This is a genomic window from Kitasatospora sp. NPDC002227 (assembly GCF_040296285.1).
Taxonomy (GTDB): domain Bacteria; phylum Actinomycetota; class Actinomycetes; order Streptomycetales; family Streptomycetaceae; genus Kitasatospora.
Genome location: NZ_JBEOWY010000054.1, coordinates 1 through 15,273 on the forward strand (window position 1 = coordinate 1; position 15,273 = coordinate 15,273).

Annotated in this window: 9 protein-coding genes; 3 read left to right on the top strand and 6 right to left on the bottom strand. The window is 73.3% G+C overall.

Translation table 11 applies throughout. From position 1 onward, the window contains the following. Nucleotides 1–3,783, top strand: a 3,783-nt coding sequence (locus ABT095_RS32270) for a ricin-type beta-trefoil lectin domain protein (RefSeq protein WP_350533117.1), incomplete at its 5' end; no start/stop codon positions are given. Between the two features lie 77 nt (nucleotides 3,784–3,860). On the opposite strand, the gene ABT095_RS32275 is transcribed toward ABT095_RS32270, so the two are convergent. After that, nucleotides 3,861–5,030 carry a GDSL-type esterase/lipase family protein gene (locus ABT095_RS32275; RefSeq protein WP_350533118.1) on the bottom strand — a complete coding sequence of 390 codons (1,170 nt, stop codon included), beginning with the start codon at nucleotides 5,028–5,030 and terminating at the stop codon, nucleotides 3,861–3,863. Between the two features lie 28 nt (nucleotides 5,031–5,058). Then, nucleotides 5,059–5,559 (bottom strand): FBP domain-containing protein, encoded by a 501-nt coding sequence (locus ABT095_RS32280; protein ID WP_350533119.1) that lies wholly within the window; start codon nucleotides 5,557–5,559, stop codon nucleotides 5,059–5,061. Nucleotides 5,560–5,654: 95 nt separating this feature from the next. Between ABT095_RS32280 and ABT095_RS32285 the strand changes: the two genes are divergently transcribed. Continuing rightward, complete coding sequence (locus ABT095_RS32285) at nucleotides 5,655–6,227, top strand: TetR/AcrR family transcriptional regulator (protein ID WP_350533120.1); 573 nt, start codon at nucleotides 5,655–5,657, stop codon at nucleotides 6,225–6,227. Between the two features lie 40 nt (nucleotides 6,228–6,267). Here ABT095_RS32285 and ABT095_RS32290 read toward each other — a convergent pair whose 3' ends face one another. Further along, nucleotides 6,268–7,005 (bottom strand): 3'-5' exonuclease, encoded by a 738-nt coding sequence (locus tag ABT095_RS32290; protein ID WP_350533121.1) that lies wholly within the window; start codon nucleotides 7,003–7,005, stop codon nucleotides 6,268–6,270. A 293-nt stretch (nucleotides 7,006–7,298) separates the two neighbouring features. Between ABT095_RS32290 and ABT095_RS32295 the strand changes: the two genes are divergently transcribed. Continuing rightward, nucleotides 7,299–10,118 carry an AfsR/SARP family transcriptional regulator gene (locus tag ABT095_RS32295; protein ID WP_350533122.1) on the top strand — a complete coding sequence of 940 codons (2,820 nt, stop codon included), beginning with the start codon at nucleotides 7,299–7,301 and terminating at the stop codon, nucleotides 10,116–10,118. A gap of 119 nt (nucleotides 10,119–10,237) precedes the next feature. Here ABT095_RS32295 and efeB read toward each other — a convergent pair whose 3' ends face one another. The 3 genes from efeB to ABT095_RS32310 all read right to left on the bottom strand — a co-directional run bounded on the left by efeB (nucleotide 10,238) and on the right by ABT095_RS32310 (nucleotide 15,012). Next, complete coding sequence (efeB, locus tag ABT095_RS32300) at nucleotides 10,238–11,512, bottom strand: iron uptake transporter deferrochelatase/peroxidase subunit (protein ID WP_350533159.1); 1,275 nt, start codon at nucleotides 11,510–11,512, stop codon at nucleotides 10,238–10,240. Between the two features lie 50 nt (nucleotides 11,513–11,562). Then, on the bottom strand, nucleotides 11,563–13,584 hold the full coding sequence (efeU, locus tag ABT095_RS32305; RefSeq protein WP_350533123.1) for an iron uptake transporter permease EfeU: 2,022 nt from the start codon (nucleotides 13,582–13,584) through the stop codon (nucleotides 11,563–11,565). Between the two features lie 186 nt (nucleotides 13,585–13,770). Next, a complete protein-coding gene (locus ABT095_RS32310; protein WP_350533124.1) occupies nucleotides 13,771–15,012 on the bottom strand; it encodes a DUF5919 domain-containing protein in 1,242 nt (413 codons plus the stop codon). Nucleotides 15,013–15,273 lie beyond the last annotated feature (261 nt).

The window sequence follows — 15,273 nt, forward strand, 5'->3', positions numbered from 1 at the left end:
CACTTCCCCATCAGCGCCGACGGCCTGAACGTCACCACCGACACCGCGGGCAACATCAGCCTCAAGGACGCCAAGGGCAAGACCCGCCTCCACGCGCCCACCCCCCTGCAGTGGGACTCCACCCCCGCCGCCCCGGTCCCGCCGCTGACCGGCGCCAAGACCACCAGGACCCTCTCGGCCTTCGCCGCCCCCGCCGCCGCTGCCACCCCGGCACCGACCGGGGAGTCCACCTCGCAGGGCCCCGGCGAGGGCGCCCACGAGGCGAAGATCGCCGTCAAGGCCGACAGCGCCGGCTTCGACCTGACCCCGGACCAGAACGTCCTCGGCAAGGGCACCGGCCCCTGGTACATCGACCCGACGATCAGCGCCGACAGCCCGACGGCCCACTCCGCGCAGGTGCAGGAGTACCACTCGACCACGTCGTACTACGACTCGGTCAGCGACCTCGGCACCGGCTACTGCGGCTACAGCGACTGCACCGGCTCCGGCCGCGAGCGCGCCTACTTCAGCATCGCCGTCAACTCGGCCATCTACAACCAGCCGAGCGGCGCCCCCTCCGCCCCCACCGTGTACAGCTCGACGCTGTACGCCAACGCGGACGGCGCCTCCAGCCCCGGCACCAACACCCCGCTCGGCCTGTACTGGACGAACGGCATCGGCCCCGGCGTCACCTGGGCGAACCAGCCCTGCGGTGGTTCGGGAACCTTCGGTGGCTGCAGCAAGATCGGCAACTCGTACTGGATCACGGGCACCGGCCCGATCAACTACGACGTGACCTGGCACATGCAGCAGGCCGCGATCAACAAGTGGGGCGCCCTCACCGTCGGCATCGCGCCCGACGACGAGAACAACAAGTACTACCGCCACCACATCGCCAGCAACCCGCACATCACCACCAACTACGACCTGCAGCCGAGCGCCTGGTACCCGCGCACCAGCCCCCAGCCGGGCTTCGCGAGCACCAACAAGCACAACGACTGCCAGACGCTGCAGCCCGACGGCAGCCCCGCGCCCTACGCCTGGTACAACCCGGGCTGGGTCGGCGCCAACCAGAACATCCAGCTCGCCCTCAACGACTGGTCCCCGGCGGGTCTGCCGCTGCACGGTCACTTCCACATGTGGGACGACAACGACAGCACCTGGTCGTTCGCCCAGGACACCGCGACCACCGGCTCGTACAACACCGAGGTCATGCCGGTCGGCTCGCTGACCGACGGCCACCAGTACGGCTGGGTCGGCAGCGCCAGCGACGGCCAGCTCACTTCGCCCGACACCTCCTGGTGCTACTTCCGGGTCGACAAGACCCCGCCGACGGTCGGCGTCAGCTCCACCGACTTCCCGCCGTCCGGCACGCCGAACCCCACCCCGGCCAAGTACGCCAGCGACACCGGCACCTTCACCCTCCAGGGCAACGACCCGGCGCCGGGCGCAGGCCTCAACGCCTCGGGTCTGGCCTGCTTCAAGGTCAGCACCAGCTCCACCCCCGTCACCGGCTGGCACTGCGGTGACCAGGGCACGGTGACCGCCGACGGCACCGGCAAGGCCTCGTACACCGCCCAGCCCACCGCCTGGGGCACCAACACCCTGTACGTCCAGGGTCAGGACAACGCCGGCAACTACAGCCAGCCGGCCGTCTACAACTACTACGCGCCCTGGAACCCCGCCTCCAAGCCGGTCTTCGGCGACGTCACCGGTGACGGCAAGCCCGACATCGTGCTGCCGGACGGCAACGGCAACCTGCGCACGATCCAGAACACCGGTGACCCGACCAACGCCGGCTGGGTCTCCGCCCTGGGCGTCGTCGCGCCCGGTGGTTCCTGGACCAACGCCCAGGTCACCCACCGCAGCACGCTGCGCACGCCGGTCTTCCCCAGCGACGACCTGGTCGTGCACAAGCCCGGTGACAAGATGATGTTCCTGTACACCAACACCGGACAGGGCCACTACGGGCAGGCGACGCCGTTCTACCCCAGCGGCAGTGCCACGCCGGTGCAGGTCAACTGTGTGGACACCAGCGGTGCCGCGGTCGACCCCACGGGTCCCCAGGGCTGCCCGACCGGCGTCGGCCTCGACTTCTCCCAGGTCAGCCAGGTGCTGGCGCTCGGCAACCCCGACAAGGAGAGCACGGCCGCTCCGCTCAGCAAGACCTCGCTGGTCGTCGTGATCAACGGCTCGCTCTGGCTGATGCCTCCGGGTGGCGCCGCGACGCTGCTCAAGAAGACCGACACCCAGCTCTCCAACAAGCCGTGGGACGGCTCCGCCAACACCGACGGCTACGACCTGATCGGCCCCGGCCCCGCCAGCGGCACCTGGGCCGCCAACGGGGTCACCAGCAATGGCGACCAGGCCACGCTCTGGGCGCGTGACCGCAGGACCGGCCAGATCCTCGCCTACGCGATCACCAAGACGACGGCCACCGGCGCCACCAACTACGGCAACCTGGCGGACCCGGCCGCGATCAGCACGCCGACAACTCCCGGTGCCACCGTCATCGGCGCCAATGTCGACCCGGCGACCTACCCCACGGTCGGATCCGTCGGCGACTTCACCGGTGACGGCGTGCCCGACCTGTACGCCCAGAACTCGGCCGGCAAGGTCGTCGTCTGGCCCGGTGTGGTCGGCGACCCGGCCCAGCACCCCGGCCAGGTCACCGGTTTCGGCCAGTCCTACGTCGTCGGCGACCCCCGTGGCCCGCAGGGGCGCTACCTGCTCGCCGGGAACGCCAACGACCTGACCGGGCAGAACAACGGCACCGTCAAGAGCGACGTCACCTTCACCTCGGCCAACCTCGGCGGCGGCACGGCTCCCGCCGGCAGCACCAACGCCGCGGTGTTCAACTCCGCCACGACCTTCGACCCCAAGACCAGCACCACCTGGGGCGAGGTGGACAGCGGCCTGCGGGTCGACACCCAGAAGTCCTTCACCGTCACCGCCTGGGCGAAGGAGGACCAGTCCACCGACGGTGTGGTGGTCAGCCAGGACGGGGCCTCGACCAGCAACTTCATGATCTGGCCGGGCACCTTCCAGACCGGTGTCACCACCTGGACCTTCGGTATGTCGACCTCCGACTCCGGCTGGTCCTACGACCACACCAACCCGCTCAACAACAACACCAACGCGACGCAGAACGCCGCCGCCCGCGTCCAGTTGGGCGTCTGGACCAAGCTGACCGCCAGCTACGACGCGACCACCGGCCAGATGAACCTGTTCGTCAACGGCGCGCTGGCCGCGACCGGCCGGCACACCACCACCATGGCCCCGACCGGCAGCCTGGTGATCGGCCGCTACCTCAACGGCGGCAAGCCGAACAACCCGTGGCTGGGCGGCATCGCCGACGTCGCCGTCTACCCGTACGCGACCTTGCCCGGCAGCACCGCCGGCCCGGTGGTCTCGGGTGTCGGCAGCAACCTGTGCATGGACGAGAACGGTGGCGTCCCCACCCCCGGCACGAAGATCCAGGTCTGGACCTGCAACGGCTCCTCGGCCCAGACCTGGACGTTCAACGCCGACGGCACGGTCAGCCTGCCCTGGGGCGGCTGCATGGACGCGACCAACTCGGGCACCTACGACGGCACGCCGATCCAGTGGAACACCTGCTGGGGCAACGCCCAGAGCAACAAGGCCCAGCAGTTCGTCCCCCGGGCGGACGGCACGATCTTCAACCCGGGTTCCGGGAAGTGCGTCTCCGACCCGAACGGGAACCTCACCCTCGGGACTCAGCTCGTGCTGTGGGCCTGCAACACCGCTCCCGACCAGAACTGGACGCTCAAGCCCAGCTCCTGACGGGTCCGCCTGAGAAGTGAGGCCTGCCTCCCGGTCGACCGGGAGGCAGGCCTCTTCTCGTTCCCCGCGACGGCAGGTCAGCCGCCGGACTCCGGGCCGTGGAAGGCCCCGCCCGGGCCGAAGACCCGGGCGGCGAAGTGCTCGGCGATGCGGCGGTGGCCGCCCTGGTCGGGGTGGAGCTGGTCCGGGAGCGGGTGGTCGGCGTGGTCGGCCTCGCCGTAGAGCTCGCGGCCGTCGAGGTGGTGGAGGTACGGGTCCTCGGCGGCGCGCTCGGCGGTGATCCGGGCCAGTTCGGCACGGATCACGGTGAGGGTCAGGCGGCCGGCGGCGGCCTCGGCCGGATCACCCGTGGCGCGGAAGACCGGCCTCGGGCCGGAGAAGTCCGGGGCGAGCGGGCCCGGGGTGGTCTCGTGGACCGGGCAGAGCAGCGGCGAGACCACCAGCAGCGGGGTGGTCGGGTGCCCCTCCCGGACGGTGTCGAGGAAGCCGTGCACGGCCGGGCCGAAGGCCCGCAGCCGCATCACGTCCAGGTTCACCAGGTTGATGCCGAGTTTGAGGCTGATCAGGTCGGCCGGGGTGTCCCGGATCGTCCGGGCCAGGAACGGGTCGAGCAGCGCGTTGCCGCCGAGGCCGAGGTTGACCAGGTCGGCCCCGGCGGCGGCCGCCGCCAGTGCGGGCCAGGTGCCGGTCGGGCTGTCGGCCGCCGAACCGTGGCTGATCGAACTGCCGTGGTGCAGCCAGACCCGACGCCCCGAGGGCGCGGCAGCCCGCACCGGCGCGTCGGTGCGCAGCGCGATCAGCTCGGCGGTCTCGTTGTGCGGCAGCCAGAGCTCGACCTCCTTCTCCCCGGCCGGCAGCCCGGCGAAGCGGACGGTGCCGGGCGGGCCCTGCTCCGTCGTCACGGCGCCGGTGGTGAGGTCGACGGTGTGGACGGTGCCGCCGCCGGCGGTGGCCTGGGCCACCAGCTCCCCGCCGACCAGCAGGTCGTAGCGGCCGGCCTCGAGCGGGGCGCCGACGTACGCCGTCCTGGTCGGGTGGACGTCGAGCTCGATGCTGCGCGCGCTGGTGCGGAAGACCAGCCGGACGCCGGAGGGCTTGGCCTCGGCGGCCAGCAGCCCCGGATCGGGGTACTGCCGCCGGGCGCGGGCCGGGAGGCGGTGCGGCAGCAGGCCGCGCCCGGTGCGCTCGGCCTCGAGCGCACCCCGGAGCAGCTCCGGGGCGACGGGGGTGGTGATCCACTTGGTCATGGCTGCGACTCCTCGTCGGCTCCGGTCGTCAGCTCCGGACGCGCTCGGCGAACTCGGCGATGCGCTCCATCATCCGGGCGACGCGCTCCTCGTTGGTCAGCGACTCCTGGGCGGCGTTGATGCCCTGGGGCTTGCGCAGGCGACGGGAGTAGAGCGGGCAGGCCAGGTCGGCGCAGATGTAGACGCCCACCGAGTTTCCCTCGCGCCCGGCCGGGCCGGCCTTGTTGGCGGCCATCAGGTTGACCCCGGTGCCGGGGTGCGTGGTCAGGCAGATCGAGCACAGGCTCCGGCGCACCGCGTTGCGCGGGCCGGTGGAAGTCCGCAGGGCGATGCCGACGGGCTTCTCCCCCTCGGCCCCGGGGATCACCAGATAGCCCCGGTCGGGCGCCGATGGATCTCGCCAACCGAGGAAGTCCAGGTCGTCCCAAGGGAGTTCGGACAGGCCTCGGGGGAGGTTGAGGCGCTTGGCCTCGCCCTGGGTGCAGTTGACGAAGGAGGTACGGATCTCGGACTCGCTGAGCGGCTTCATGGTGCTCACGCTACGTTTGCCTAGGAGCCCTAGGCAAACGACTTTTCTCCCTAGGTAGGATGGTCGGACCGACGCGACCCCGAAGGAGCCCCTGTATGACCGCACGCCCGGGCCTGTCCACCGACCGCGTGGTGGCGGCCGCCGCCGAACTCGCCGACCAGGTCGGGTTCGACAAGGTGACCGTGTCGGCGGTGGCCCGGGGGTTCGGGGTGAAGGACGCGAGTCTGTACTCGCACGTCCGCAGCCTGCGGGAGCTGCGCGAGCGGGTCGCGGTGCTCGCCGCCGAGGAGCTGGCCGGGCGGGTCGGCACCGCCCTGATGGGCCGCTCGGGCCAGCAGGCCCTCACCGCCTTCGCCGAGGCCTACCGCTCCTTCGCCCTGGAGCACCCCGGCCGGTACCGCGCGATCGAGATCCGGCTGACCCCCGAGCGCTGGGCCGAACTCGGCGGCAGGCAGCTGGGCGTGGACCACACCTACGCCCTCCTGCGCGGCTACGGCCTCACCGAGCCCGCCACCACCGACGCCGCCCGCTTCCTCCTCGCCACCCTCCACGGCTACGTCAACCTCGAACGCCACGGCGGCTTCGACCACCCCCGCCCCGTCCCCGCCTCCTGGCCCAGCGCCCTCCGCGCCCTCCACCAGACCCTCAGCACCTGGCCCACCGAGTAGCCGACCCACCGGCCGGACGGGCCCCAGGGCCGGTCCGGCCCTAGCGGGGGATCATCGGCCAGGCCGGCTCCACGAAGGCGGAGGGGTTGGAGGTCTTGCGCAGGTAGGCCTGGAGCGAGGCGGACTGCTCGGCGGCCGCCCTGGTCTGCAGGGTGTGCAGGTCGGCGGGGGCCAGCTCGCCGACCACGGCGTACGCCTCGCCCATCCGGCGGGCGACGCGGGCGGCGGCCAGGGCGTCGGCCCCGGCGTTGTGGGCGTCGTCGAGGCGGACGCCGTAGTGGTCGCAGAGCGCCTGCAGCGCCCGCTTGCCCCGGCGGTAGCGGTCCACGTGCTTGTCGAGCACCAGCGGGTCCACCACCGGCGCCGGCGTCCGGCCGAGCCGCTCGGCGAGCGAGGGCACGCCGTGCCGGCGGCACTCCCGGTCGAGCAGCGACAGGTCGTACCGTGCGTTCATCACCACCAGCGGCGTGCCCGCCGCCAGCACCTCGGCCACCGCCCCGGCGATCTCCGCCACCGCCGGGCCGGGCGCGGTGCCGTGCGCCCGGGCCCGGTCGGTCGATATCCCGTGGATCGCCGAGGCCTGCTCGGGTATCGCCACCCCCGGGTCGAGCAGCCAGGACCGCTCGGCCGTGACGGTGCCGTCCGCCTCCAGGCGGACCAGTGCGGCCGTGACGATCCGGTCCGTCTCCACGTCCGTGCCGGTGGTCTCCAGGTCGAAGCCCACCAGCGGCCCGCTCACCCAGCCCGTCGCACCGCTCGCCTCACCTGCCCGGCTCATCCCCGTGCCCCTTCCGACTTGCGACCTGCTCTCCGCGTCCAGCTGCCCCATCATCCCCGCCCGCTGTGACAGTGCCGCCGCTGCCCCCGGAGCTGACGGAGTACCGGCCGCACACCGACGGGCCCGGCGCCGCTCGCGACGGGCTGCCCGGCCCGGCCCGCACGTCATGTGCCCGACAAGATCTGTAAGGGAGCCTTAAGCACCCCCGGAAGCCTGTTGCCCCGGCGGCACGGGGTGTCCGATGCTTGGCCGAACCCGGCGGGTCGGCCCGCCGGAGAGCCACGGGGGTAGGCGTGCGTTTCGGCATCTTGGGTCCGCTGTCCGTCGGCACGGACGACGGCGAGGTGGTCGTCACCGGCGACCGGCAGCGGAGCCTGCTCGCGACCCTGCTGGTGCACGGCGGCGCGACGGTGCCCTTCGACACGCTGGCCGACGCGGTCTGGGACGGCCGCCCGCCCGAGGGCATCCGCAGCGCGCTGCACACCTGCCTGGCCCGGCTGCGCCGCCAGCTCGGCCCGGCCGCGGCCGCCCGGATCGTCCACCAGGCCCCGGGGTACCGCTTCGAACTGCTGCCGGGCGAGCTGGACCTGCACCGCCTCGACGCCGCCGCCGAGTCCGGCCGCCGGGCCGCCGCCCGGGGCGAGGACACCCAGGCGTACGCGCTGCTCACCGAGGCCGCCGCGCTCTGCCAGGGCACCCCGCTGGCCGACGTGCCCTCCGAGGTGCTGCGCGAGCGCTGGGCCGAACCGATCGGCCAGCGCCTGCTCGCCGTCCAGCTCGACCAGGTGGACGCCGGGCTGCGGCTCGGCCTGCCCGGCGAGGTGCTGCCCCGGCTGCTGACCCTGCGCCAGGAGCACCCGCTGGACGAGCGGGTGCACGAGCGCCTGATGCGGGCCCTGCACCAGGACGGCCGCACCTCCGACGCGCTGGCCGCCTTCCGCTACGCCCGCGGGCTGCTGGTCCGCGAGCTCGGCCTCGAGCCCGGGCCGGCCCTGCAGCGCCTGCACTCCCGGCTGCTCACCGACGCCCCCGAGCGGCCCGGCCCGGAGCCGGAGGAGCTCGCGGCCGAGGCGCCCGGCCCCTGCCCGCCGGCCCAGCTCCCACCCGCCCTGGCCGACTTCACCGGGCGCGAGGAGGAGCTGGAGAAGCTGGTCGGGCTGCTGGCCGAACCCGGCGGCGCGGTGCCGATCGCGGTGCTCTCGGGCTGCGGCGGCCTGGGCAAGAGCGCGCTCGCCGTGCAGGCCGCCCACCGGCTGCGCCGGCACTACCCGGACGGCCAGCTGCACGCCGCCTTCGCCAGCCACAGCGGGCGGCCCCGGACCACCGCCGAGGTGCTCGGCTCCTTCCTGACCGCGCTGGGTGCCGAGACCGTCCCGGCCGGGGACGAGGACCGCGCCGCGCTCTTCCGCAGCCTGGTGGCCGACCGCCGGGTGCTGATCGTGCTCGACGACGCCCCCGACGCCGCCGCCGTCCGCCCGCTGCTGCCCGGCGGGGCCGGCTGCGGGGTGCTGGTGAGCAGCCGGGACCGGCTCTCCGCGCTGTCCGGCGCCGCCCTCTTCGACCTCGAGGTACTGCCCGCCGGGCAGGCCCGCGAGCTGCTCGCCAAGGTCGCCGGGGCGGAGCGGATCGCCGCCGAGCCGCAGGCGGCCGAGCACATCCTGACCGCCTGCGCGGGCCTGCCGCTGGCGCTGCGGATCGCCGGCGCGCGGCTGGTGGCCCGGCCGGGCTGGAGCCTGGCGCACCTGGCGGCCCGGCTGGCCGACGAGCGCGGGCGGCTCGGCGAGCTGCAGGTGGGCGACCTCGCGGTGGGGGCGAGCTTCGCCGTCTCGTACACCTCGGTGCGGGCCGCCGACGCCACCCAGGGCTCGGCGGTGGCCCGGACCTTCCGGCTGCTCGGCCTGGTGAACGGGCCGACCATCGGGCTGAGCACCGCGAGCGCGCTGCTCGACCGGCCGGTGCCGGAGGTGGAGGAGGAGATGGAGCACCTGGTCGACGCCCACCTGCTGGAGTCGGCCCACCCGGGGCGGTACCGCTTCCACGACCTGCTGCGGGTCTACGCCAAGGGCGCCGCCCAGCGTGAGGAGGCCGAGCGCGACCGCGAGCAGGCCGTGCACCGCCTGCTCGGCTTCTTCCGCGAGGGCACGGCGGCCGCCGCCGAGCAGCTCAACCCCGGGCGCCGGGAGCTGGCCGCCGGCCCGGCCGCCGAGCGCTGGTCGCCCTTCCCCGACCGCGCGGCGGCGCTGCGCTGGCTGGACGCGGAGCACGAGAACCTGGTGGCCGCCGCCCGCCAGTCGGCCGAGCTGGGCCTGGACTCCTACACCTGGGAGCTGGCCCGCAACCTGGCCCAGTACTTCATGCTCGGCGGCCACGTGGACGACCACATCGACACCCACCGGCTCGCCCTGACGGCCACCCAGCGGCTCGGCGACCGGGCCGCCGAGCACACCTGCTCGGCCAACCTGGCCGCGCCGTACTGGCAGCTGGGCCGCTTCCAGGAGGCGCTGGCCGCCCTGCAGCACAGCCTGGCGCTGACCGTGGAACTGGGCGACGCCCAGGGCGAGGCCGCCTGCCTGCTGCGGATCGGCGTGGTGCAGGCGGCGACGGACGACCGCGAGGGAGCGGAGGCGACCTACCGGCGGGCGCTGCCGGTGCTACGGGCGCTGGAGCGCCGGCACGACGAGGCGATGCTGCTCGGCAACCTCGGCAACACGCTCTCCGAACTGGGGCGCCACGAGGAGGCGCTGACCACCCTGCGGGAGGCACTCGCGCTGGCCCGGGAGATCGGGAGCGTGCGCACCGAGGGCTCCGCTCTGGTCAGCATCGGGGAGCTCCTGCTGCGCCTGGGCCAGCCGGGCGAGGCGCTCGACCAGCTGCGGCAGGGGCTGGCGGCGGCCCGGACCGGCGGGTACCTCAGCGGCGAGGCCGAGGCGCTGATCGGCGTCGGCGAGGCCTTCCGCCAGCTGGAGCTGCCCGGCCCGGCCGAGGAGCACGTGCGCCAGGCGCTCGGCATCCTGGAACACCGGCTCACCCGCCCCGACCTGCACGCGGCGGCCGTCCGTACCCTGGAGGCGATCCGGGGAGGTGCCCGGCCGGTGCCCGCCGAGCTCACGTAAGCCGGAAGTAATCGATCGGTAAGGCCTCTCGGCGAAGGTGGTGGCCACGCCTCGGGAGCACGGGGGTCTCACGAGACGGCGGCACCCCTCCGGCCACGGCCGGAGGGGTGCCGTGGTTGTCAGGCGAAGAGCGCCCGGCCGAGCCAGTCGGCGTTGTCCTTCACGCCCGGCAGGACGAAGAAGTAGCCGCCGCCGGTCGGGGAGATGTAGTCGACCAGGGGTTCGTCGATCAGCCGGGTCTGGGTCGCCTCGAACTGGCGGACCACGTCCTGCTGGTAGCAGCAGAAGGCCAGGCCCATGTCGAGGTTGCCGACCTTGTCCACCCCGCGGTCGTAGTTGTAGCCGCGGCGCAGGATGCGCGAGTCGTCGGTCTTGTCGGTGCGCGGGTTGGCCAGCCGGATGTGCGCGTCCATCGGGATGGCCTTGCCGTCCGGGTCCTTGGCGTAGTCCGGGATGTCCAACTCGTCCGCGCCGTCCAGCGGGGCGCCGGTGTCCTTGCGGCGGCCGAACATCTTCTCCTGCTCGGCCAGCGAGACGCGGTCCCAGAACTCGACCAGCATCCGGATGATGCGGATGACCTGGTAGCTGCCGCCGACGGCCCAGGCGGGCTCGCCCGCGCCGTCCTTGACCCAGACCAGCTTGTCCATCTCGCGGCCGGACTTCACGTCCGGGTTGGCGATGCCGTCCTTGAAGCCGAGCAGGTTGCGCTGGGCGCCGTCCGGGCGGGACGGGCTCTGGAAGCCGTCGATCCGCCACTTGATCTGCATCGCGCCGCGGGTGTGCCGGGCGATGTCGCGCAGCGCGTGCAGCACGGTGTCCTGGCTGTCGGCGCAGATCTGCAGGCTCAGGTCGCCGTGGAGCTCGGCCTCCTGCAGGTTGTCGTTGGGGAAGGTCTTCATCGGCGCGAGCTTGACCGGCTTGAGCTTGGCCAGGCCGTAGCGCTCGTCGAAGAGCGAGGCGCCCAGGCCGACGGTGACGGTGAGGCTGTCGGTCGGCACGACCGGGCCCAGGATGCCGTTGTCCGCCGGCGGCGCGCCTACGCCCAGGTCCGGCGGGGTGCCGCCGGCGGTGAGGAAGCGGATCCGCTCGGTCAGGGTCTTGAGGAGCTCCTCGAGCGCCTTCCGGTCGGCGGCCGTCACCACGAAGGAGACGAAGATCGCGTACCCGGGGGTGGGGGTGAGCACACCCGCCTGGTGCTCGCCGTGGAAGGGCACCACCCGGCTCTTGGGGGTCGTGCTGCTGTCCGCGCTGGCCGTCCCGGAGGAGAGGGCGAAGGCTCCGCCGGCCAGGGCGGCCGCACCGGCGCCGGCGCCGAGCGCGGCCGTCAGGAAGCTGCGGCGGGCGGGCCCGGCCGGGCAGCCGTCCGCTACGGGAGCGACGGGGGCGGCGGCCATGGCGGCGTGCGGGAACGGGCAGGAGCCGGTCTCGGTCTGGTGAGTGGTCATCAGGCGGACTTCCGGATCTCGAGCAGGTCGGGTACGGGGGCGAGGTCTTCGAGCAGCTGGCCGGTGGCACCGTTCAGCTGGTGGCGGGCGGCGGGGGCGAGCCTGTCGACCGGGGTCCAGCTGCCGTCCGGCTGGTGCGCGGCGGTGAGCAGCGCGCCGACCCGGGCCACGCCGGCGTCGATTTTGGCGAGCAGCTCGGGCGAGCGCTGCTTGACCAGCGGCTGCAGGACGGTCAGCAGCTCCTGGGTGCCCGCCAGGTTGGCCTGGGCGGTGGCCAGGTTGGTGCCGCTGCCCTGGTCGGTGTCGCCGGTGAGCTCGAACTGGAGGGTGTTCTCCAGGATCTCGTGGGTGCGCAGCGGCAGGTCGCCCGGGTCGAAGTCCTGGGTCGGGAAGGCCTTGCCGAGGCCGTCCACGTCGGTGGCCAGCTGGTCGGCGATCGGGCCGAGGACGTCGGGCGCCTGGCCGTGCCAGAGGCCGTACTCGATGCGCAGGAAGCCGCTGAAGTCCTTGTCCTGCGCCTTGTCGGCGAGGCCGTCCGGGCGGCCGTTGATCTTCTTGTCGAAGTCGGCGAAGGTGCCGTAGGCGGCGCCCAGCGAGGCGTACTGGGTGTGCGCGGTGACCCAGTCGGCCTTGGCGGCGGGCAGGTCGCCGGCGTGGATGTCGGCCTGCAGCTTCTGGGTCTGGGTCAGCAGGGTGGCCAGGCCCTTGGTGACGTACGCCTTGTACGCATCCAGCGGGGCCTTGAGGTCGTCCTCGGCCACCGGGATCACGGACTTGACGGCCGCTCCGCCGGTGACGTGCACGGCGGCGGAGGTGACGGACTTGCCGCCGGTGGGCACGCAGCGCCAGGCGTAGTCGCCGGTGCCGATGGTCGCGGTGAGCGCGCGGGTGGTGGCCGGGGCCAGGCCCTCGATCTCGCCGTAGACCGAGCCGGTGGTCGGGTTGACCAGGTAGACCTCGGAGGTCTTGTCACCGGTGTTGTGCATCTGGAAGACCTGCTGGCCGGGCTGCGGGGCGGTGAAGCCCTTGCCGCACTCGGTCTCCGAGACGGCCACGGTGGCGGCCTCGGCCGGCTTGCCGTCGCTGACCGCGATGACGGTGACCGCGACCACGGCGGGGACGGCGACCAGCGCGGCCGGCACCAGCCAGCGCGGGCGGGTGGACTCCTTGACGGCCTCGGGCGCGGGAGCCGCCTCGGCCGCCGGCCTGCCCGCCCGCACGCCCGTCACGAACAGCGTCATGACGATCGCCAGGTAGGCGACGTACGCGACGACCTGCAGCCAGGTCATGGTGACGGTCAGGTTGAACACGCCCTGCACCAGGGTGGCGTACCAGGAGGAGGCGTCGATGCTGCCGCTGAGGTCGAAGGCGTAGGCGTGGCCGCCGGGCAGCACGCCGCCCTCCTGCAGGTCGCGCAGGCCGTAGCTGAGCACGCCGGCCGCGATGACGATCAGGACGGCGCCGGTGACGGTGAAGAACCGGGTCAGGTTGATCTTGAGCACCCGGCGGTACAGGCCCCAGCAGAGCCCGGCCGCGAGCACCAGGCCGACGGCCGCGCCGATCAGCGGGCCGGTCGAGCTCTTGGCGGTCTGGATGGTGCTCCACAGGAAGAGCGAGGTCTCCAGGCCCTCCCGGCCGACGGCCAGGAAGCTGGTCAGCACCAGGGTGCCCGCGCCCATCGCGAGCGCGGCCGTCACCTTCTCCCGGATCTCCGAGGAGAGGTTGCGGGCCGAGCGGCGCATCCAGAAGACCATCGCGGTGACGAACGCGACCGCGATCAGGCTCAGGGCCCCGCCGAACGCCTCCTGCGCGGTGCCGGACAGCTTGGCGGCGGTGAAGGTCAGCACCGAGCCGAAGCTCAGCGCCAGCGCGAGCGCGGCCAGCACGCCCGTCCAGACCTGCGGGAGCCGGTTCTTCTGCTCCGACCGCACCAGCGTCGCCACCAGGATGGAGACGATCAGCCCCGCCTCAAGGCCTTCCCTGAGACCGATCAGGAAACTTGGAAACGCTTCGTCCCACATGTCGCCGAGGGCTCCTCTCCGGGACCAGCCCGGCCTTACCTGTCCGTTTATGCCCAGCACGCAGCGGTGCCCCGGACGGACGTACCGGCCAGGGCTCCCTTGCTTAGCTTAGGCATACCTTAGAGACCCGCCGGTCGAGCGTCCACACCGGGGGTCGAACTATCGGACAAGCAGACCGACGCACCCTCAGGAGACGGCGCGCGAATCACCCCACACGCCCTCGAACTCCTCGCGGTAGGTCTCGAGCAGGCCGGGCTCCTGACCACCCGGGAGCTGACCGGCGCCGCCGCGCAGCACCAGGGCGGGGGACTCGATGCCGCGGGCCCGGCGCAGGTAGGGCTGGACCACGCCGATGTCGCCCGAGCGGCGGCGGGGGCCGGGCTGACGGGGGCCCTCGACCAGGTAGGCGGTGAAGCGCGGGGTCTCGTCGAAGACCCGGATCTCGAAGCCGCCCTGGTCCCGCAGCCGGGCCCGGACCCGGCGCACGTGCATGATGTTCATCTCGATCGAGCGGGCCAGCTCGCCCCGGCCCAGGCCCAGCTCGCGCTCGCGCCGGCGCACCGCACTGCTGGCCGGGTTGAGGAAGAGCAGCCGCATCCGGCAGCCCTCGGCGGCCAGCTGCACGAGCCGCTTGCCGGTGTAGTTCTGGCAGAGCATGCCGAGCCCGATGCCCACCGCGTCCAGCCGGCGGGCCCCGGCCAGCAGGTCCTCCACCGGCAGCTCGCGCTGCAGCCGCACCCGGTCCGGGTGGACGGCCACCACGTCCGCGTACCGGCCGGCGACCAGCTCCTCCACGATGTCGGCCGGCACCCCGCCCGCCCCGCCGTCGAGCACGGTGAGCAGCCGGGCCGCCGCCCGCTCGGCCTGGGCCAGCACCGTCTGGGAGAGGCTGCGGTTGCGCGAGACGACGTGCCGGGCCACCTCCAGCTCGTCCAGCGCCAGCTCCACCTCGCGGCGGTCGACCACGTACGGCTCGAAGCAGGGCCAGTGCTGCACCATCAGCTCGCGCAGCTGCGGCAGGGTCAGGAAGACCAGCGGGTCGTCGTCGGCCGGGTCGAGCAGGTACCCCTTGCGGCGGCTCACCTCGCGGACGGCCCCGGCCCGGTGCACCCACTCCTCCCCGGCGGGCCCGGCGGCGGCCGTCACCCAGTCCTCCCCGTGCGCGGGGGCGTAGACCGGGCGCAGCACCTCGTCCACCAGGGCGCGCAGCCGCTGCTCGACCAGGTTCAGCCAGACGTACGCGCGGCCGGTGAGCCGCACCCGCTGGTGGGCCAGCTGCCACTGCTCGGCCGACCAGGCCAGCGGCGCGCTCTCCGGGCCGGGCTGGGCGGGCAGGGAGGTCCGGGTGCCCGGGGCCGAGCGCATCACCATCGTGGGCGCCTCGCTCCGGCTCTCGGGCCCGCCCCGGCCGTCGGAGGGGACCACCATGCGCTACCTCACCTCTCGGCCCGCCGGGAGTGACGGGCCGTCCGCTGACAGAGTCTCAACCCTGGTGCCTGCGGCAGAGCCTGTCTGCGCACGGTGACCGCGGGCTCCGGACGAGCCGGAGCACACCGGAAGATCAAGGGTACTGCCCCCGCCGGGCGGCACGCAGCCCCTCTTGACGCTCCGTCTCAAGCGGCACTCAACACCCGCCCGGGACACTCCGCGGACACCCGTTCGGGCGAACAACAGCTGAATGAACCCCGA